Annotated in this window: 17 protein-coding genes; 8 read left to right on the top strand and 9 right to left on the bottom strand. The window is 69.6% G+C overall.

Features of this window, described 5'->3' with window-relative positions:
- Nucleotides 1–82: 82 nt before the first annotated feature.
- On the bottom strand, nt 83–574 hold the full coding sequence (locus JOF29_RS15775; protein WP_307863368.1) for a MarR family winged helix-turn-helix transcriptional regulator: 492 nt from the start codon (nt 572–574) through the stop codon (nt 83–85).
- Between the two features lie 40 nt (nt 575–614).
- Here JOF29_RS15775 and JOF29_RS15770 point away from each other — a divergent pair, with 40 nt between their 5' ends.
- Nucleotides 615–1,511 (top strand): EamA family transporter, encoded by an 897-nt coding sequence (locus JOF29_RS15770; RefSeq protein ID WP_209694947.1) that lies wholly within the window; start codon nt 615–617, stop codon nt 1,509–1,511.
- Here the strand turns inward: JOF29_RS15770 and JOF29_RS15765 are convergent.
- A complete protein-coding gene (locus JOF29_RS15765) occupies nt 1,490–2,182 on the bottom strand; it encodes a glycoside hydrolase family 12 protein (RefSeq protein WP_209694946.1) in 693 nt (230 codons plus the stop codon). The genes JOF29_RS15770 and JOF29_RS15765 overlap by 22 nt on opposite strands.
- 122 nt (nt 2,183–2,304) lie before the next feature.
- Here JOF29_RS15765 and JOF29_RS15760 point away from each other — a divergent pair, with 122 nt between their 5' ends.
- Nucleotides 2,305–3,330, top strand: a complete 1,026-nt coding sequence (locus JOF29_RS15760) for a LacI family DNA-binding transcriptional regulator (RefSeq protein ID WP_209694945.1) — start codon at nt 2,305–2,307, stop codon at nt 3,328–3,330.
- Here JOF29_RS15760 and JOF29_RS15755 read toward each other — a convergent pair.
- The 5 genes from JOF29_RS15755 to JOF29_RS15735 are packed head-to-tail and all read right to left on the bottom strand — an operon-like array spanning nt 3,306 to nt 10,908.
- The gene (locus JOF29_RS15755; protein WP_209694944.1) at nt 3,306–5,222 is read right to left on the bottom strand and encodes a beta-galactosidase; all 1,917 of its coding nucleotides are present in this window, start codon (nt 5,220–5,222) and stop codon (nt 3,306–3,308) included. The genes JOF29_RS15760 and JOF29_RS15755 overlap by 25 nt on opposite strands.
- A complete protein-coding gene (locus JOF29_RS15750; RefSeq protein ID WP_209694943.1) occupies nt 5,219–7,384 on the bottom strand; it encodes a WD40/YVTN/BNR-like repeat-containing protein in 2,166 nt (721 codons plus the stop codon). Before JOF29_RS15750 ends, JOF29_RS15755 begins: the two co-directional genes overlap by 4 nt.
- A gap of 2 nt (nt 7,385–7,386) precedes the next feature.
- Nucleotides 7,387–8,292, bottom strand: a complete 906-nt coding sequence (locus tag JOF29_RS15745; RefSeq protein ID WP_209694942.1) for a carbohydrate ABC transporter permease — start codon at nt 8,290–8,292, stop codon at nt 7,387–7,389.
- Nucleotides 8,289–9,197 (bottom strand): ABC transporter permease, encoded by a 909-nt coding sequence (locus tag JOF29_RS15740; protein WP_209694941.1) that lies wholly within the window; start codon nt 9,195–9,197, stop codon nt 8,289–8,291. Before JOF29_RS15740 ends, JOF29_RS15745 begins: the two co-directional genes overlap by 4 nt.
- Nucleotides 9,198–9,243: 46 nt before the next feature.
- Nucleotides 9,244–10,908 (bottom strand): extracellular solute-binding protein, encoded by a 1,665-nt coding sequence (locus JOF29_RS15735; protein WP_209694940.1) that lies wholly within the window; start codon nt 10,906–10,908, stop codon nt 9,244–9,246.
- A gap of 109 nt (nt 10,909–11,017) precedes the next feature.
- Between JOF29_RS15735 and JOF29_RS15730 the strand changes: the two genes are divergently transcribed.
- Together JOF29_RS15730 and JOF29_RS15725 are read left to right on the top strand one after the other, a co-directional pair.
- Complete coding sequence (locus JOF29_RS15730; RefSeq protein ID WP_209694939.1) at nt 11,018–12,208, top strand: ROK family transcriptional regulator; 1,191 nt, start codon at nt 11,018–11,020, stop codon at nt 12,206–12,208.
- 132 nt (nt 12,209–12,340) lie between these two features.
- Nucleotides 12,341–15,244, top strand: coding sequence for a glycoside hydrolase family 3 C-terminal domain-containing protein (locus JOF29_RS15725; protein ID WP_209694938.1), 2,904 nt, complete (start codon nt 12,341–12,343; stop codon nt 15,242–15,244).
- A 116-nt stretch (nt 15,245–15,360) separates the two neighbouring features.
- Here JOF29_RS15725 and yicI read toward each other — a convergent pair whose 3' ends face one another.
- Entirely contained in the window at nt 15,361–16,767 is a 1,407-nt protein-coding gene (gene yicI, locus JOF29_RS43135; protein ID WP_307863367.1) for an alpha-xylosidase, read from the bottom strand.
- Nucleotides 16,665–17,462, bottom strand: coding sequence for a hypothetical protein (locus JOF29_RS45325; protein ID WP_307863366.1), 798 nt, complete (start codon nt 17,460–17,462; stop codon nt 16,665–16,667). Before JOF29_RS45325 ends, yicI begins: the two co-directional genes overlap by 103 nt.
- 216 nt (nt 17,463–17,678) lie before the next feature.
- Here JOF29_RS45325 and JOF29_RS15715 point away from each other — a divergent pair, with 216 nt between their 5' ends.
- From JOF29_RS15715 to JOF29_RS15700, 4 genes are all read left to right on the top strand, one after another.
- Complete coding sequence (locus JOF29_RS15715) at nt 17,679–18,356, top strand: response regulator transcription factor (protein ID WP_209694937.1); 678 nt, start codon at nt 17,679–17,681, stop codon at nt 18,354–18,356.
- 460 nt (nt 18,357–18,816) lie between these two features.
- Complete coding sequence (locus JOF29_RS45320; RefSeq protein WP_372446331.1) at nt 18,817–19,824, top strand: sensor histidine kinase; 1,008 nt, start codon at nt 18,817–18,819, stop codon at nt 19,822–19,824.
- Nucleotides 19,825–19,883: 59 nt separating this feature from the next.
- Complete coding sequence (locus JOF29_RS44510) at nt 19,884–20,096, top strand: DUF1918 domain-containing protein (RefSeq protein ID WP_307863365.1); 213 nt, start codon at nt 19,884–19,886, stop codon at nt 20,094–20,096.
- 105 nt (nt 20,097–20,201) lie between these two features.
- Entirely contained in the window at nt 20,202–20,468 is a 267-nt protein-coding gene (locus tag JOF29_RS15700; RefSeq protein ID WP_209694935.1) for a hypothetical protein, read from the top strand.
- Nucleotides 20,469–20,472: the final 4 nt, after the last annotated feature.

Below are 20,472 nucleotides of genomic sequence, written 5' to 3'. Positions count from 1 at the left end.
CCCTGAGCAGGCAATATACGACTAGTACGCAAACCGGCGCACCTTTGCCGCACGTGCCGGCGCTGTGATTCGGCCCGGCGATTCAGCCGGGCGGTTCGAGATGTCCGAGCCAGGTCGTCAGCAAGGCCTCCAACTGCGCCCGCTCGGCGGGGCCGAGGCTACCGAGCAGCCGCTGCTCGTTGGCCATGTGGGCGGTGAACGCCTTGTCGATCAGGCGCCGCCCCGCGGGAGTCAGCCGCACCACCCGCCCGCGGCCGTCCGCGTCGCTGCGCCGCCGCCGGACCAGACCGGCGGTCTCCAGCCGGTCGACCCGCTTCGTGACCGCACCGGTGGTCACCATCGTGTGCAGCGCGATCTCCCCCGGCGCCCGTTCGTACGGCGCTCCCGCCCGGCGCAGCGCCGCGAGCACGTCGAACTCCCCCTCGGTCAGCCCGAACTGGGCGTAGAGCAGCGTCAGCTCGGCGGTCAGCTGGTTGGCGATCCGGTGCAGCCGGCCGATCACGCCCTGCGGAGCGGTGTCCAGGTCCGGCCGCTCGGCCCGCCACTCCGCCTGGATTCTTGCCACGTGGTCCACGGGTTCCACTATATCTTCCCGGGAAGATATAGTGTTTTCCATGGAAGATACCTTCCGCTGGACACTGGTCACCGCGGTCGCACCGATCGCCTGGGGCACCAACTACTTCGTCACCCACGAGTACCTGCCGGCCGGACATCCCTTGTACGGCGCGGTGTTCCGTGCCCTGCCCGCGGGGCTCCTGCTGCTCGCACTCGCCCGGCAACTCCCGCACGGCGTCTGGTGGTGGCGCTCGCTGGTGCTCGGGATCTGCAACATGGGCGCGTTCTTCGCGCTGATCTACCTCGCGTCGCAGCTGCTCCCGGTCAGCCTCGCGTCGACGATCATGTCCGCGGCGCCCTTCACGATGGCGCTGTTCGCCTGGGGGCTGCTCGCGGAGCGCCCGACCGTTCTCGTCCTCACCGGTGCGACCGCCGGCATCGCGGGCGTCGTACTGCTGCTCGGCACCGGATCGGCGGCCGTCGACCTCCGCGGGGTCGCAGCCTCCGGCGCGGCGCTGACGATGTCCTCGTTCGGCTACGTGCTGGCCAAGAAGTGGGGTCGCGCCGACGAGGGACCGGTCGCCACGACCGCCTGGCAACTGATCGCGGGCGGCCTGGTCGTGATCCCGTTCGCGGTCCTGGTCGAGGGCAGACCACCACACCTCGGCCTCCCGGCGGTCGCCGGTTTCGTGTACGTCGGAATCGTCGCGACCGCGCTCGCGTTCACGGCCTGGTTCGCGGGCCTCCGTAGACTCCCCGCCACGACGGTGGGCCTCATAGGGCTGCTCAACCCGGTCACCGGCGTACTGCTCGGGGTCCTGGTCTCCGGGGACGTACTGACGCTCCGGCAGGTCGGCGGGCTCGCCCTGATACTGCTCGGCATCACGTTCAGCCAAGTCAGGACGACCCCGCCGTCTCCGGTCGCTCGCGTTGGTCAGCTGGACGTGACGGAATAGGAGTTGGTGGTGAAGTTCAGGCCGCCGGACGCCGAGGTGATCTCGAAGCCGAACTGGACTTCGCCGACGGTCGTGTCACCCATCCAGCCCTGGCCGCGAATCCAGTTGAGGACGGCCTTGACGTCGACCGAGCCGGAGTTGGTGCCGGCGGTGCGGACGAACGAGAAGACCGCGTTGGCCCCGTTGCTGCCGCGGTAGACGTCCCAGGTGTGGCCGCCGACCGAGACGGTGGTCTGCTTGCTGCCGATCGGGCCGACCGCGCCCTGCTTGTTCATCCAAAGCATGATCTCGTAGGCGTTGTTGCCGGCCCAGATGTCATAGGTCGACGAGTACGACCCACTCCCGGGCCGCGTCACGTTGAAGCTGCTCGTCAGGGTGCCGAGGGCACTGATCTGCCTGCCGATGTTCCGGGCGGAGTGCGGGTACGACTTCACGCCGCCGGTGTTCGGGTGGTCGGCCCAGACACCCCAGTTGCTGTACGAGTTGGCCCAGATGGTCTGCGGTCCGGCGCCACTGCCCCAGACGTCGTTGCGGACGGTGTATCCGCCGTTGGACCAGCTGCCGAACTTGTCCGACGACGACCACGCCGCCGCGTGGGCCGGTGCCGCGGTCACCAGGCCGGCGGCCAGTACTGTGAGTACCGCGAGTGCTGCTTTCCACCATCTCTGCATTTCCGTTCCTCTCGTCGAGCCCGGCCGGCGGCCGGGCCTTGGGCGAACGCAGGGGAAGCCAAGGGGGTGTCGAAGCGCTTCGACTGGGGTAGAACTGGGACAAGCTCGGGAAAGGGAACGACGTGGTCACGATCGCGGATGTCGCGCGGCACGCCGGCGTGGCGGCCAGCACGGTCTCGTACGTGCTGAGCGGGAAGCGGACGATCTCGACCGACACCCGTGAGCGCGTGCAGCGCAGTGTCCACGCGCTCGGCTACCGCCCGAACGCGAGCGCCCGCGCGCTGGCCAGTCAGCGGTCCAACGTGCTCGCGCTGGTGATCCCGCTGCGCACCGGCATGCACGTACCGGTGATGATGCAGTTCGCCACCGCGGTCGTGACCACGGCCCGCCGGTACGACCACGACGTACTGCTGCTGACCGCCGACGAAGGACCGGAAGGCCTCGAGCGGGTCGCGCAGAGCTCGCTGGTGGACGCGCTCGTGGTGATGGACATCGAGCTCCACGACGCACGGGTCCCCGTGCTGCGGGAGCTGCCGATGCCCTCGGTGCTGATCGGTTACCCCGACGACGCCGACGGACTCACCTGTATCGACCTGGACTTCGTTGCCGCGGGCGCGCGTTGTGTCGACCACCTGGCCGACCTCGGCCACCGCTCGCTGGCCTTGCTCGGTACGCCGTCCGCGGTGTACGAACGGCAGACGGGCTTCGCGCAACGTACGCTGACCGGTTTCGCGGAGGCCGCCGGACAGCGCGGGGTACTCGGCGTCGAAACGCCCTGTGAGCACACCTTCGACGCGATCCTGCACACGGTCCGGCAGTTGCTCGCCGAGCACCCGGACATCACCGGACTGGTGGTGCAGAACGAGCCGATCATCGGGCCGTTGCTGGACGTCCTGCGCCGGCTCGGCCGCCGGGTGCCCGAAGACATGTCGCTGGTGGCGATCTGCGCGGACGACGTCGCCGAGCGGCAGGTTCCGCAGTTGTCGTCGGTCTCGATCCCGGCCGAGCGGATCGGCGCTCAGGCGGTCGAGTCGCTGATCACGAAGCTCGACGGCGGCGAGGTCCCCGCGCTGACTCTGCTGCCACCGGCGCTCGCGCCCCGGCAGAGCAGCTGCCAGGCCCCTCAGCACGATCTCACCACCGCGTAACCACCAGGCCGCAACGGCAGCTCCCCCACGACCAGCTCGCCCCCTTCTGCCGGTACGGCGACCTCGGCGTCACCGTGGTTGATCATGAACGTCCACGTGGTCTCGCCGGACCGCCGCCGTACCGTCTCGACCGGCGACGTCAGCGACACAGGCAGGCCGAGCAGCCTCGCGGCGGTCTCGTCGTCCAGCTCGGTCGACACGTACCACGCGACGCCCGCGCCCAGCTCGTGACGCGTGATCGCGGGCTTGCCGTCCAGCACGCCACCGGCGTACCGATCGATCACGTCGGCCGACACCGCCCGCACGTCCTCGCTCCACACGCGCCCGCGCCCACCGGACGACAAAGCGACCTCGCCGTCGATCGGCAGCGGGTGGAACTCCTCGACCCGGACGCCGAGAAGCCGCGTGAACGCACCCGGATACCCGCCGAGCCGCACCCGCAGCTCGGGATCCACGATCCCGCTGAAATAGCCGATCACCAGCCGCCCGCCACCTTCGACGTACGCGGTGAGCGCCGCCGCGACCTCGTCGCTCACCAGATACAGGCTGGGGACGACAACTGTCCTGTACGACGAGAGGTCCGCGCCGGGGGACGCGAAGTCGACCGTCACACCGGCGCGCCAGAAGTGCCGATGCGCGGATCGGGCCGCGGAGAGGTAGTCCAGCGCCGACGACGGCAGGTGGGTACCCTGCATCGCCCACCAGCACTCGGCGTCCCACAGGATCGCGACCTCGGCCTCGACCTTGCTCCCGGCAACTTCCGCCAGCTGTGGCAGCACCGCGCCGAGCTCCGCGACCTCCCGGAAGATCCGGCTGTCGGGCCCGGCGTGCGGGACCATCGCCGAGTGGTACGTCTCGGACCCGCCGCGCGACGCCCGCCACTGGAAGAACAACGCGCCCTGCGAGCCTCGCGCGATGTGCGACAGGCTGTGCCGAGCCATCCGGCCCGGCTCCTTCGCCTGCAACCGGCGACCGTCGTTGAGCGTCCCGGCCGCCTGCTCCATCAGCAGCCAGGGCCTGCCTCCGGCCCACGACCGAGCCAGGTCCGCGGCGAACGCGGTCTGCTCCTCCGCGCCGATCCCGGTCTGATCCGGATAGTTGTCGATGGCCACGACGTCGACCGCCTCGGCCCATTTGGCGTGGTTCACCGGCACCCAGCCGCCGAAGACGAAGTTGGTCGTGATCGGCAGCTCCGAGAACGTCCGCAGCTCGGCCTTCTGCTCGAGGAAGGCGGCCAGTAGCTCGTCGGACCAGAATCGCCGGTAGTCCAGGAACTGGGCCGGATTCACCAGGTACTGCGTCTTCCGCGGCGGCTCGATGTCCGTCCAGTCGGCGTACCCCTGGCTCCAGAACGCGGTCGTCCACGCCTCGTTGAGCCGGTCGAGGTCGCCGTACCGCTCCTGGAGCCACTCGCGAAAGCGCCCCGCCGCCAGCGAGCAACGACACACGGTCCCGTACTCGTTGTGCACGTGCCACATCGCGAGCGCCGGGTGATCGTGATACCGCTCGGCCAGCGCCCGCGCGATCCCTCGTGCGGCGTCGCGGTACGCCGGCGCGCACGCGCAGTACGTGTCCCGGCTGCCGTGCGTCAGGCGTACGCCGTCCGCAGTCACCGGCATCGCCGACGGGTGCAGCCGGCTGAACCACGGCGGCGGCGACGCCGTCGGGGTGGCCAGGTCGACGCTCACGCCACCGTCGTACAGCAGATCGAGCACCTGGTCGAGCCAGCCGAACTCGTACCGCCCCGGCGCGGGCTCCAGCGACGACCACGAGAACACCCCGACGGTCACCAGGTTCACGCCGGCCTGCCGCATCAGCGCGACGTCCTCCTTCCACACCTGCGGATCCCACTGCTCGGGGTTGTAGTCGCCGCCGTACCACAGTCGTCTCATAGCGGCTCACCGTAGGGGATCCCGAATCCGTTCGTGGACAGGTACACCCGCCCGTAGACCCGCGGATCACCCGCGATCGCGTCACCGGTGGAGGCGTACTGATGCCGGTCGTCGTTCACGCGCACCCAGGAGGCGCCGCCGTCGTCCGACCGGTAGATCCCGCGGACACCGGCGACCTTGCCGGACGTGTACGCGGCCATTTCCCGGTGCCCCGGCGCCGCCTTGCCGAAGCCGATCGTGTAGGCCTCCTCGATCGTTGTCACCGGCAAGTACGTCGAACCGCGATCGACGGACCGGTACAGCCCACCGGCACCGGCCGCGAGCCAGCAGTGCCCGGCCCGATCCAGTACGGTCTCCAGCTTCCCGGCCCCCGTCGGAAGTCCGGTTGCCGTCGCGGCGAAGGTGGCGCCGCCGTTCGTGCTCAGGTACGCCGTACCGGTGGCCGGATCGAACCCGTAGAACACGGTCCCGTCGACCCGATCTCCGGCGAGCACCGCGCCGGCGGGCAGACCGGCGACGGCGACCCAGGTCGCGCCACGATCACGGGAGTAGTGCGCGACGACGTCACCCGGCGCCCAGAGGATCGTCCGGGCGTCGGCGCCGACCGCGACGCGCCCCGTCTGCGTCATACCGGGAGGCTCGGCCGCGAACGGCTGCCAACTGCGCCCGGCGTCGGTCGAGTAGGCACCACGCTCGCCGGCCGCCGCGTTCGCCAGCCTGGCGACGAATCCGGGGGCGAGCGCCGCGTAGTCCAGGCTCGGAGACGTCCCACTGACCGGGTTCGACGCCTGCCCGTCGGCCGGTACGACATCCAGCCGGTCGTGCCGGTAGACGCCGATGTCCCCGAGGGCGCTGATCAACGGCGGCCCCCACGGCGGACTGATCAGGTCGAGGACGGCGGTCTCCTCGAGCCCCTGTGCGCGGACCGACCAGTGCGTGGCGCGCCCTGCCTCGGCCTCGGTCGCGTCGTCGGTTCCGAAGATCGTCGCACCCGTCCCGTACAGAACCTTGCCCGAGTCGAACGGGTCGATCGAGATCGCCCCGATCATCCAGCCGAGCTTCGGCGTGCCGTGGAAGTTCAGGTACGGCGCTCCGGACGTGTCGAGGACGATCCGCTCGCCGATCGAGTGCCAGGTCCGGCCGCCGTCGACGGACCGGAACACGTCGTCCACCGGTCCCCAGCGGCCCATCGTCGATACCATCACGGTTCCCGGGCGGCGCGGATCGGTCGCGAGACCGGCGTACCCGAATCCGGCCTCGCCGCCGGTGTTCGGGTGGAGCGGGGTGATGTCGGTCCACTTCCCCGATGCGGTGTTCAGTGTATGGACGGCGCCGTCGTACATCTCGTACGGTCCGGGCAGATCGCCGTACGTCACGTAGACGTTGCCGTCGGCACCCAACTCGCCGTGGTGCGGGAGCAGCCCGGTGGGTTGTCCCGGAACCGCTGCCCACGTGCGGCCGGAGTCGGTACTGCGATGCAGCGGGGCTGCCGGATCCGCGGCGCCGGCGTACACCGTGCCGTCGCGCGGATCGGCGAACACGAACCCGATGCCGATTCCCGCTGCACCTCTGACCGGGAAGCTGTCGAGACGGGCCCAGCTGACGCCGCGGTCGCTGCTGCGCCAGAGGCCCTGGTTCCGGGTGCCGAAGTACAGGACACGGCCGTTGCGGGGATCGACGGTCAGCCGCTCGCCCATCGAGCGACCGGGCTCGTTGCCGCCGAGCTTGAACGGGAGATCGGTGCGCTCGAAGGTCCGGCCCTGGTCGCGGGAACGCAGGATCGCGCCGTTGATCGGCGACCACTCGTTGGTATAGGTGCCGACGGCAAGATACAGCCGGCCGGGATCCGCCGGATCGACGGCGAGGCTCTCGACACCGGTCCAGCTCCAGTCGTCCCAGCCGATCCAGTGCAGGAGTTGCACCCAGCGCCGGGTCCGCCGGTCGAAGCGCGCCGCGCCGCCGATGTCGGTCCGGGCGTACACGAGGCCACGCTTGCGCGGATGGTGCACGATCCCGGTGACGAAGCCGCCGCCGACGATCTCGACGTTCCGCCAGCGGTACCGATCCGGCCGTTCGGCGCCGACTGCATCGGCAGGCCCGGCCGCGGCCGCCAGCGCCGTACCGGTGCCTAGGGCAACAAAGGTCCTCCGTGACAGCGCCATGGTCATCCCTTCACCGCGCCGATGATGACGCCCTTCTGGAAGTGCCGCTGGATGAACGGGTAGACCAGCAGGACCGGCACGATCGCAATCACCACGATCGCCATCTTGATCGCCAGCCCGGGGGCCGCCTGCAGGCCGAGGCCGACACCGGACGCCACTCCACCGGCTCCGGTCGGCAGCGGCTGCTGCTGCACGATGTAGGTCCGCAGCACCATCTGCAGCGGCCACTTCGAGTTGTCGTTGATGTAGAGCAGTGCGTTGAAGAACGCGTTCCAGTACCCGACGGCGTAGAACAGCCCGACCACCGCGACGACCGCCTTCGACAGCGGCAGCACCACCCGGCGCAGGATCGCGAACTCACCCGCCCCGTCGATGCGCGCACTGTCGATCAGCTCGCCCGGGATACCCATGAAGAACGACCGCATCACGATCAGGTTGAACCCCGAGATCGCCGCGGGCAGGATCAGCGACGCGTAGTGGTCGATCAGTCCGAGCGAGTTGACCACCAGGTAGCTCGGGATGATGCCCGGCCCGAACAGGAACGTCAGCAGTACGACGAACAACAGCGGCCGGTGGAACAACGACCCCGGCCGGGACAGCCCGTACGCCGCGAGGACCGTGATCCCCAGGCTGAACGCCGTACCGACGAGGGTGATCCCGACGCTGATCACCAACGCCCGGGTGACCACACCACCGGAGAGCAGTTGCACGTACGCCGCGATCGTCAGCTCCCGCGGTATCACGACCAGCCCGCCGGCACGGGTCACGGCTTCGGTGGTGGACAGGCTCGTCACCACGACGACGTACAGCGGGAACGCGACGGCGAGTGCGATCAACGCCAGCACCACCGGCTTGCCCACCCGGCCGACCGCGGTCGGCTCTTCCTCCCAGACAGCTCGAGCCGTCATGATTTCGAATACACCCCCTGCTCGCCCACCAGGTGGGCGAATCGGTTGGCCGCCAGGACGAGAACGAGACCGACGACGCCCTTGAACAGGCCGGCGGCGGCGCCGTAGCCGAAGTCGCCGACCAGCAGGCCCTGGTAGTAGACGTACGTGTCGAGGACTTCCGCGGCGCCGCCGCCGACCGCGCTGCGTTGCAGGATGAACTGCTCGAAGCCGACGGTCAGCGCGTCGCCGAGGCGCAGGATGAGCAGCAGGACGATCACCGGCCGCAGGGCCGGCAGGGTGATGTGCCACAGCCGGCGCCAGCGGTTCGCACCGTCGGCCGCGGCGGCCTCGTAGAGCGCCGGGTTGATGGTCGACAGCGCGGCGAGGAACACGATCATCCCCCAGCCGGCGTCCTTCCAGACCGACTGCGCGGTGACGAGCAGGATGAATGTGTCGGGCTTGGTCATCAGGTCGACCGCCGAGTGGCCGTGGTCGCGCAGGGTCTGGGCGAGCAGGCCGGCGCCGCCGATCATCTGCTGGAACAGCGACACGACCAGCACCCAGGAGAAGAAGTGCGGCAGGTACACCACGCCCTGGATCAGGCCGCGGATCCTGGCCGACAGCACGCTGTTCAGCAGCAGCGCCAGGGCGATCGGGATCGGGAAGAAGAAGATCAGCTGGACAGTGGTGATGGAGAGCGTGTTCGCGACCGCTTTCCAGAACGCGGGTTCGGAGAACATCCGGCTGAAGTTCGCGAACCCGATGAAGTCGCTGCCCCGGATCCCGGCGTACGGCGAGTAGTCCTGGAAGGCGATCACGTTCCCGAGCGTCGGGAAGTAGTGGAACACGCCCAGCAGCACCACCACTGGCAACACCATCAGCAGCAACGGCCAGTCCCGCCGCAACCGATGCCGGAAACTCATCCCACCGGCCCTCGTGGCGACCCGGGCGGCGCCCCGGACCCGGACCCTACCGACCGTTGTCACTGAGGACCTTGGCGTAGAAGTCGCGGCCTTCGTTGCCGCCGTTGTCCTGCCACTGCTTGACGGCGGCCTTCAGCTCGCCGATCGGCTTGCGGCCGCGGAAGATGTCCTGCAGGGCGTCGTCGAACGGCTGGTTCAGCGCCGCCATCTTGGCCGGCTGCTCGACCCGGATCCCGTCGAACAGGAGCTTCTCCCGGACCTTCGCGGCCGCGTTCTGCCAGGTACTCATCGACTGCACGTACCCCGGGTACTCGCTCTCGGTGATCGCCGTCGGCCGGCCGCCCAGGAAGATGTACGTCTGCGAGACCTCCTTCTGTCCCAGCGGAGTCAGCTTCGGCGCACCGGACGGCTGCTTCACGTAGTGCTTGCCCTCGACCCCGTAGTTGTAGAGCACGTACTCCTCGGTCCCGAACGGCGCCGACGTGTAGTTCAGGACGCCGAGCAACTCCTTCACCCGGTCCGCGCCGACCCCCTTCTTGACGAACGTGAAGATGCCGGCCGGCTCGCCGCCCCAGGTGATCGGCGTACCGCCGTCGTGAGCGAACGGCAGCACCGGCTGCGGGTCGAACTTCGGGTTGACAGTCTGCTGCCGCTGCAGCGACTCGTGCCAGCCACCCAGGCCGTTCTGCCGGATCAGGAACTTGCCGCCCTCGAACAGCGCGTTCTCGTCGGCGCCGGCGTTCGCGACCACCTCCGGGTGCACGTAGCCCGACTGGAAGAGCTGCCGGACGAACGCCACCGACTCCGCGTACTCCGGCGTCTCGATCTTATGGACCAGCTTGCCGCTGGAGTCCTTGCGCCAGCTGCTCGGCGCCCCGAACATCCGCGCCACCTCGTCGGCGACCGAGCCGAACGCCCACCGGCCCGCCTTCGCGTCGGTCAGCTGCTTGCCCAGCGCCAGCAGCTCGTCGGCGGTCTTCGGCGGCCGCGCGCCGAGCTGGTCGAAGACGTCCTTGCGGTACATCATCATCCACGGGAAGCCGTCCGACGGGAACGGCACCGCCTTCAGCTGGTTGTTCCAGACGCCGTACGCCCAGGCCCGGGTCGGCAGGTTGGCCAGCATCGGGTACGCCGCCGCCTTGTCGCCGGCCAGGTACGGCGTGAGGTCCTCGAACAGCTTGTCCGCGGCCTGGCCGAACCGGGTCAGGCCGGCGATGTTCCAGCCCGGGATGCAGAGCAGCTCCGGGACGTTGCCGGCGGCAAGGATCGGGCCGAGCTTGTCGCCGTAGTCGTTGCCGTTCAGGATGTTGAACCGGACCGGCGCACCGATCCGCGCGTTGTTCGCGTCGTAGTACGAGTTGTTCCCGAGGCCGGGCGGGATCGGGCTCCACAGCGGCGTCATCGCCGACACTTCCTTGCCGCTCGGCACCATCGTGCCCGGCACTGCCCGCTTCAGCTCGGCCGGATAGTGCGAGAAACCCGGCGATGCGCCGTACTGGCCGGGCAGGTCCGGCTGCACCGGCTCGTACCCGACGTACTTCGGCAGCAGCCCGGCCAGCTTGTCCTCGGTCTCGGCCCGGCCGGACGTCGTCGCCGCCTTGCCGTTCGAGCAGCCGGTCAGGGTGACCCCGCCCGCGGCCGCCGCCGCACCGGCGCCGAGCAGGGAGATGAAGGTCCGGCGGCTGGCGCCGCCGATCACTGGTCCGGTCACGTCGCATCCCCTAGACTTAGTTGGGCTAGTAGCCAAACAAATTAACGCACAGCGGACAGCGCGACAAGGTGTAGAACTGAGCCAGAACTTTCTTTCGACAGGACGGGCCTTGAGCACACAGACGGCGGATCACACCGATATCCGCGCCACCAACCTGGCCGCGGTGCTGGGCCACCTGCGCCGCGCGGCGCCCTGTTCGCGGGCTGCGATCGCGGCCGGGACGGGTCTGAACAAGGCGACCGTGACGAGCATCGTCGGCGACCTGCTCGACCGCCGGCTGGTCCGTGAGACCCAGCAGACCCAGAACCACGTCGGACGGCCCGCGACGTTGCTCGTCCTCGACGGGTCGGCGTACGCGACGATCGGCCTCGAGGTGAGCGGACGCGGGCTGACCGCGCTCGGATGCGACGCCGCCGGCGAGCAGGTGCTGCGCTGGCATCGCGCCGGGCCGGGCGGCAACGCCGGGCCCGGCCGGACGATCTCCGCGCTGGCCGCACTGGCCCGCCGCGCGATCACGACCGTGCAGGCGTCCGGGCGGCAGGTGCTGGGGATCTCGGTCGGCGTACCCGGTCTGGTCGACCGCGACGGCGCCGTCGTACTGGCCGCCGGGCTCGGGTGGCGCGACGTGCCGTTGCGCGCCGAGCTCGCGTCCGCGCTCGGGCGGCCGGACATTCCGGTGACCGTCGACAACGACGCCTCGCTGGCGGTGCTGGCCGAGCACCTGTACGGCCCGCTCGCGGGCACGGCGAACCTGATCCAGGTCACCGGCGACACCGGCGTCGGCGCGGGCATCATCGCCGACGGCCGCCCGCTCTCCGGTCATCGTGGGTACGTCGGGGAGATCGGCCATCTCCGGCTCGTCGCGGACGGGCCGGCGTGTGGCTGTGGACGGCGCGGCTGCCTCGAGGCCCTGGCGAGTCTGCCCGCCATCCTGTCCCGCATCGACGGCCTCGACGAGGGCGATCCGCAGCTCCAGCTCGACCAGCTGATCCAGCGCGCGCAGGCCGCCGATGCGACCGTCACCAAGGTCCTGGCCGAGGCCGGCAGCCACCTCGGCCACGGGATCGCCGCGCTGGTCAACACACTCAACCCGGAGGTAGTCGTCCTGGGCGGCGCGTACGCCCTGCTGGCCGACCAACTCGTCCCCGCCGTCGACAAGGCACTCCGCGACGCCACCATCGCCCCGGACGCGGGCGGCTGCCGCCTCGCGGTCTCCTCGTTCCCCCAAACCGCCACTCCCCTGGGCGCCACCGCCCAGGCCCTCTCCCCCCTGACCCAAGGTCGCCTCCCCCGGCCCTGATGAACCCCCGCCCGCTCTTGACCTCGCGTGCGCGGAATGCAACCCTCTGTTCACGCCCTTGTCGAAGCGCTTCGATCAGTTGCTCAGTCGTCGAAGCGCTTCGACACAGACCGTCCATGGAGTCGATCGCCGATGAGCACTCCAGCGCCGCAGCTCCCGTTCCGCGACCCCGCCTTGCCGCTCGGCGAACGGGTCGAGGACCTGCTCGCCCGGCTCCGCCCGGCCGAGAAGACTGCGTTGCTGCACCAGTACCAGGGAGCCGTCGAACGACTCGGCCTGTCGACGTTCCGCACCGGCACAGAGGCCCTGCACGGCGTGGCCTGGCGCGGGCCGGCGACGGTCTTCCCGCAGGCGATCGGCCTGGCCACAAGCTGGGATCCGGACCTGGTCCGCGCCGTCGGCTCCGCGGTCGGCGACGAGGTCCGCGTCTTCCACCACAAGGATCCGGTCGAGGTCGGCCTGAACGTCTGGGCCCCGGTCGTGAACCCGCTGCGCGACCCGCGCTGGGGCCGCAACGAGGAGGGGTACGCCGAGGACCCCTGGCTGACCGGGACCATCGCCACCGCCTACGCCCGCGGCCTGGCCGGCGACGATCCGACGTACCTGAAGACCGCGCCGACCCTGAAGCACTTCCTTGCCTACAACAACGAGACCGACCGGTGCACCACCTCGAGCAACCTTCCACCACGAGTGCTGCACGACTACGAACTGCCGGCCTACCGCGAGCCGATCGAGTCCGGTGCCGCGGTCGCGGTGATGCCGTCGTACAACCTGGTGAACGGACGGCCCACGCACCTCAGCCCGCTGATCAACGACGTACTCCGCGCCTGGTCCACGACGGAGCTGCTGGTCGTGAGTGACGCCTACGCGCCGGCCAATCTCTTCGGGCTGCAGCAGTATCTGCCCGACGGCCCGTCGGCGTACGCGGCCGCGATCAGAGCCGGCGTGGACAGCTTCACCCAGGACGGCACCGACTCCGCGCCGACGATCGAACGGGTCACCGACGCGCTCGACCGCGGCCTGCTGACCCCCGCGGACCTCGACGCGGCGGTACGGCGAATCCTGACGCTCCGGTTCCGGCTGGGCGAGTTCGACCCGCCCGAGCTCGACCCGTACCGCTCGCCCGAGCCGGATCTGGTCAACTGCCCCGCGCATCGGCAGCTCGCCCAGGACGCTGCCCGCCAGGCGATCGTGCTGCTGAAGAACGAATGCCAGGTGCTGCCGATCACGGCTGCCGCGATCACCCGCATCGCCGTGGTCGGTCCACTGGCCGGCATCGTCTCGGCGGACTGGTATGCCGGCACGCTGCCCTACCAGGTGACGGCGCTGGACGGCATCGTCGAGCGCCTCGGCAGCGATCGGGTCGAGTACTGCGAGGGCGTCGACCGGATCGCACTCCGCGTCGCCGGTACGTCGTCGTACCTGACCATCGGGCCGGACGCCGTACTGCGGGCCGCGGAGGAGGACGGGACCGCGCGGCAGTTCGATCTCTTCGACTGGGGCGGTGGCGCATGTGCGCTGCGCTCTGTGCACAACGGGTGGCACCTGACGTTCACCGACGACGAACTCGTCGCCGACCAGTGCGGCCCGAGCGGCTGGGAGGTCAAGCAGACCTTCCGGTTCGTCGACACGGCGGCCGGTGTCCTGCTCCAGCACCTGCACAGCGGCCGGTACCTGTCGGTCGACAATGCTGCCGTCGAGCTGGATGACCACGGGACGACGTTCGAGCTCGAGGTGCTGCTGGACGGGGCGGCCCGGGCGGCGGAGCTCGCGGCCCGGGCCGACGTCGCGATCGTTGTTGCCGGCAACCACCCGTTGGTGAACGGTCGCGAGACGGAGGACCGGACCAGCCTCGACCTCCCGGCGGCGCAGGACCGCCTGGTCCGACGGGTCCACGCGGCCAATTCGCGCACGGTCCTGGTGCTGAGCAGCAGCTACCCGTTCGCGGTGGGCTGGGCGCAGCAGCAGTTGCCGGCGATTCTCTGGTCGGCGCACGGCGGGCAGGAGTACGGCCGGGCGCTGGCCGACGTACTGTTCGGCGACGCCGATCCCGCGGGCCGGCTGACGCAGACCTGGTACCACTCCGCCGCGGACCTTCCCGACCTGCTCGACTACGACATCATCGGGACGGACGCGACGTACCTCTACTACCGCGGGACACCGCTGTACCCGTTCGGCTTCGGCCTGAGCTACACGACCTTCGAGTACGGCGACCTGCGGCTGAGTACCTCGTCGATCCCGGCGGACGGCGAGGTCCGGGTGACCTGCACCGTCACCAACACCGGGGATCGCCCCGGCACCGAAGTCGTGCAGCTCTACACGCATCAGCAGCGTTCACGGGTGAAGCAACCGCTACGGCAACTGCGCGGGTTCCGGCGGGTGTCGCTGCTTCCCGGCGAGAGCGCCCAGGTGGAGCTGACCATCGCCGCCCGGGACCTCGGCTTCTGGGACGTGACGCGTGATCGGCACTGCGTCGAGTCGGCGCGGCACAGCGTCATGGTCGGCCGTTCGTGCACGGACCTCCGGCTGACCGCCACCCTCAGCGTCACCGGCGAACGGATACCGCCACGGACGCTCGACCACCTCACCGCAACGAGCTTCGACGAGTACTGCGCAACCACACTGACCACCGCGACCCCCGAACGCGGCGACGCGGTCATCTCTCTTGAACCCCAAGCCTGGCTGGCGTTCGACACCATCATGCTCGAGCCGGCGCAGTACCAGGCGCAGGTCGCCAACCACGGCGACCGAGCCGCCACCATCGAGCTACGCCTGGACGATCCTCTGCACGGTGAACTGCTGAGCACCCTGCACGTGCCGCCCTCGGACCACCTCATCTCGATCGCCGGCGAACTGCAGCTCGACAGTACGTATAGGCCCACTGGCGCCACGAACACGTCTGCGCACGCCTGGAAGCCGGCGCGGCTGCCCACCCTTTATGCGGTCTTCTCTGCGGCCGGCGTTGTGCTGGAGGGTCTACGCGTTCGGGCCGGCCGACCGGCGAGGAGTGCATCTCGTCGGGGGCGGCGCGGATGATCGTCCTCGGGAAGTTGCCCTCGCGCAGCAGACGTACGAGGTGCGCGTCGCGAGCCACACCCACGTCGTACCTGCGATAACCCGTGGCCGGATCGCGAACCGGGCGGACTGGTCGCTCAGCAGGTCTTGACCGTGTAGTTCTCGCAGGAGCCTTTGAGGACGCGGGACTGTGCTTCGCCGTCTTGGTAGTTGAGCTCGATCACGGCTCCGGACGGGAGGGTGACTGTGGTGCCGTTCGAGGGGGCGTACCAGTGGAGGTCGACGTTGTTCGACCAGTCGTATTCGGGGTGGTTGTCGGTTGTGCCGAAGGGGATTACGGCGCCTTCGCGGGCGAAGAGAGGGAGGGTCTCGAAGGCGTGGGTCTGGTGGACCCAGGTGGGGCCGGTCAACGTCTCGCCGGTCAGGAGCGAGGTCCAGCGGCCGGCGGGTAGGTAGAACGAGACTTCGCCGTCGGCGCTCATTACGGGGGCGACCAGGAGGTCGGGGCCGAGCATGTACTGGCGGTCCAGGTAGGCGGTTGCCGGGTCGTTCGGGAACTCCAGGATCATCGGGCGCATCATCGGTACGCCGTCGCGGTGCGCCTCCTCGGCCGCCGTCATCAGGTACGGCATCAACGACAGTTTCAGCTTGGTGAACTTGCGGAGGACGTCGACCGCCTCGTCGTCGAACGCCCACGGGACGCGGTACGACGAGGAGCCGTGCAGGCGGGAGTGGGACGAGAGGAGGCCGAAGGCGACCCAGCGCTTGAAGATCGCCGGGTCGGGGGTGCCCTCGAAGCCGCCGATGTCGTGGCTCCAGTAGCCGAAGCCGGACGCCGCCAGGGACAGGCCGCCGCGGAGCGACTCGGCCATCGCCTCGAACGTCGACTCGCAGTCGCCGCCCCAATGCACCGGGAACTGCTGGCCGCCGGCCGTCGCCGATCTCGCGAACAGTACTGCCTCGCCGGCGCCGCGGTTCTCCTCCAGCAGGTCGAAGACGGCCGCGTTGTAGAGCTGTGCGTAGTAGTTGTGCATCCGCTCCGGGTCGGAGCCGTCGTACCAGGCGACGTCCTCGGTCGGGATGCGTTCGCCGAAGTCGGTCTTGAAGCAGTCGACGCCGATGTCGATCAGCGCCTGGAGCTTCGAGCGGAACCAGGCGGTCGCGTCCGGGTTGGTGAAGTCGACGATCGCCATCCCGGCCTGCCACATGTCCCACTGCCAGACCGAGCCGTCCGGGCGCATCAGCAGGTACCCGAGCCGACGGCCCTCCTCGAACAGCACCGAGCGCTGCGCGATGTACGGGTTGATCCACGCGCTGATCCGCAGCCCGCGGTCCTTCAGCCTGCGCAGCATGCCGGCCGGGTCGGGGAAAGCGACCGGGTCCCAGAGGAAGTCACACCAGTGGAACTGGCGCATCCAGAAGCAGTCGAAGTGGAAGACGCTCAGCGGCAGGTCGCGCTCCGCCATTCCGTCGACGAACGAGCCGATCGTCTCCTCGGTGTAGTCCGTGGTGAACGAGGTCGACAGCCACAACCCATCGACCACGCGGGCACCCGCGCCGGGCGACCGGTGAGGCCCGTGTAGCGGCGCAGTACGTCCTTCGGGGTCGGGCCGGCGAACACGTAGTACTGGAGCTGTTCGCCCTCGACGCTGAACTGGTTGCGGGACGTGACCTCCGAGCCGACCTCGAACGAGACCATCGCAGGATTGTCGACAAGTACGCCATATCCCTTGCTGCTCAGGTAGAACGGGACGTTCTTGTACGCCTGCTCGCTCGACGTACCGCCGTCTGCATTCCAACTGTCGACAATCTGACCATTCTTCACGAGCGGCCCGAACCGCTCGCCGAGGCCGTAGATCGTCTCGCCGACGCCCAGCGCGAGCTGCTCGTGGACGTACCGCCGGCCGTCGGCGTCGGTGACCAGGCCGACGCTCCGCTCCCCCGAGTTCGTCAACTCGCGCCCGTCCTGCTCGAAGCGGACGTCCCACGCCCCGTCGAGCCCGACCACGACGCTCAGCTCGCCCGAGGTCAGCCGCGCCTCGGCGGGACCGACCTCCACTTTCACCGGATGCTGGTCGTCGGTGTTCAGCCGGTACGCCGGACGCGCGGGCGCGCCGCCGACGTGATGCGCGATCCGGACGCCGATCACCCCGCGGGCCGGGGAACCGAACGTGATCGTGAACAGCGGCTGGTTGAGGGTGTCGCCGCGGCGCTCGATCCGCCGAGCGGGCGCGTACACGGTCAGCTCGCGGTCCCCGCCTCGACGCTCTCGACCGCGGCCGGCCGCAGGCGGGCGAACCCCGGTCGCAGCTGCCAGTACCCGTCGGTGAACTTCATGGTTGCCGGCCTCCAGAGAGAGTGTCGAAGCGCTTCGACAACGCTAGGCGGGGCCGTCACCGGCGTCAATCCGGGAACCCTCAGCGGATTCTCAGCCCCCTGCGGTGACACTGTGTGGATGCGAGTGCTGATGGTCGAGGACGAACTGCGGCTGGCCGACACGGTCCACCGCGGGCTGACCGACGCCGGGTTCGTGGTCGAGTTGGTGCACGACGGCGAGAACGCGGTCTGGGCGGCGACCGAGCACAGTTACGACGTGATCGTGCTGGACATCATGCTGCCGAAGCTGAACGGGTACCGCGTGCTGGAGCTGCTCCGGGCCCGCGGGATCTGGACGCCGGTGCTGATGCTGACCGCGAAGGACGGCGAGTACGACCAGACCGACGCGTTCGACCTGGGCGCCGACGACTACCTGACGAAGCCGTTCAGCTTCCTGGTACTGGTCGCCCGGTTGCGCGCGCTGATCCGGCGCGGCGGCCCGGAGCGTCCCGTCGTACTGATCGCCGGCGACCTGTCGCTGGACGTCGCCCGGCGGCGGGTGGAGCGGAACGGGCGGGAGATCACGCTCACGCCGCGGGAGTACGGGCTGCTGGAGTTCCTGATGCGGCACCGCGGCGACACCGTCAGCAAGACCGAGATCCTGCAGAACGTCTGGGATCCGGCGTTCGACGGCGACCCGAACGTGGTCGAGGTGTACGTCCGCTACCTGCGGAAGAAGATCGACACGCCGTTCGCGCGGCACGCCATCGAGACCATTCGCGGGATGGGCTACCGGCTCAACCCGGAAGGCGGCTGACGGCCACAGAGCCGCGCTGAGAGCCTTCTGAGGACGGACCTGCGAAACTGGTGGGGTGAGCACGGTCGTGCGACGTCGCGTTGACGGGTGGTACCGGACCGCCAGTGGCCTGCGACAGGCCAGTGTGCGGAGCCGGTCGACCGCTGCTGCCGTGATCGTGGTGGCCGTCGCGCTGCTGATCGGCGCCGCCGCGCTGCTGCTGCTCCTGCAGCGGGCACTGATCACCGAGGTGTCCGACGCCGCCGACGGCCGGGTCGCGGACGTCGCCCGCCAGGTCAGTACCGAGGGCACCAAGGGGCTCGGGCACGACTTGGCCAACACCACCCGAGCCAGCCAGCTCATTCAGGTGCTGGATCCGAACGGGAAGATCGTCGCCGCCTCCTCGTCCCGGGTCGGCAACTCGCCGCTCACCGATCTCCGCCCGCCGGCCGGCGCGCTGCTGCGGGCCCAGGTCGGCGCGATGCCGCTGATCGACGACGACCACTCGTTCCTGATCGTGGCGGAGGGCGCGGCCTACCACGGGACGACGTACACGGTGGTGGTCGCGTCGTCGGTGGAGACCCAGCGGCAGACGGTGTCGACCGTGACGCAATACCTGCTGATCGGGTTCCCGGTGCTGCTGTTCGTGGTCGGGGTGGCCGGGTGGCTGATGATCGGGCAGGCGCTGCGGCCGGTGGAGCGGATCCGCTCGCGGGTGCAGGGCATCGGCAGCCGGGACCTGACCGAGCGGGTCCCGGTACCGCAGACGCGGGACGAGATCGCCCGGCTGGCGGTCACGATGAACGAGATGCTCGACCGGCTCGAGACCGGGCAGACCACCCAGCGGGCGTTCGTCGCGGACGCCAGCCACGAACTGCGTTCGCCGCTCGCCACGCTCACCGCCGCGCTCGAGGTGATCGATGCGGACACCACCGGGAAGGCGTGGCGCGAGCTGCGGCAGGTGATGGAGACCGAGACCGACCGGATGCGGCAACTCGTCGAGGACCTGCTGCTGCTCGCGAAAGCCGACGACCGCGGCATCCGGATGCGGCAGACCGATGTCGACCTGGACGACCTGGTCGAGGCGGAGATCAAACGGCTCCGCAGCTCGAAGCCCGAACTGACGGTCAAGGGCGACGTGCACCCGGTGCGGGTGACCGGCGATCCGGGCCGGTTGGGTCAGGTACTGCGGAACCTCGTCGACAACGCCGCCCGGGCCGCGCACAGTACGGTCCGGCTGACGACCGCCGAGAGGGACGGCGCCGCGGTCATCACGGTCGAGGACGACGGCGACGGGATCCCCGAAGCGGACCGGCAGCGCGTCTTCGAACGCTTCGTCCGCCTCGACACCAGCCGCTCCCGGGCCAGCGGCGGCTCCGGCCTAGGCCTGTCCATCGCCCGCGAGATCACCCGCGCCCACCACGGCACCATCACGCTCACCTCGGCCCCCACCGGCGGCACCACCGCCACCATCACCCTCCCGAACTGACCGCGAGGGGTGGTGTCCGACGCCCTGCGGGATCAAGCTGGGTAGTGAAGGAGGTGGGTGTGGTGAAAGCGGTAGCTGGCGACCAGGTTGTCGTTGAAAGCAGTCATTTGGCGGCCCATCGGCGTGAGGGGCAGATCGTCGAAGTGCCCGACCCGAACGGCGCACCGCCGTACCGCGTGCACTGGACGGACACCGACACCGACACGCTGTTCTTCCCAGGCCCGGACGCACACATCGTGCATCCCGGCGGAGAGCCGACCCAGAAGATGTAGAACCTCAGCGTGTAGCCCGGTGAGTTTGTCGGAGGTCGGCGGGCCGGCCTCCACGGATTCAGGCTGCAACCGTGGTCGATGGCCAAAGTCCCCTATGATGGAATCATGAGTAAAACGCGTCAGATCTCGATCACCCTTCCAGAGGACCTGATCGAGACGATCAAGGCCGCCGTGGATCGCGGCGAAGCGAGGTCGGTGTCGTCGTACATCGCATCTCGCCTCGCCCCGGGAGTTGTCATGGACACCTTGTTCGCCGAGTGGGACGCCGATCGCGGCGCGCCCGCTGCGGAAGACAGAGCATGGGCCGACCAGGAGTTGGAGCGGGTGTTCGCCGAGCAAGCCAAGAACGCCAGAGGCGACAGCGCCGCGTGAACAA

Source organism: Kribbella aluminosa (assembly GCF_017876295.1).
Classification (GTDB): Bacteria; Actinomycetota; Actinomycetes; order Propionibacteriales; family Kribbellaceae; genus Kribbella; species Kribbella aluminosa.
The sequence above is the reverse complement of the archived record's forward strand: the minus strand, read 5'-3'. Positions and strand labels throughout refer to the sequence as shown.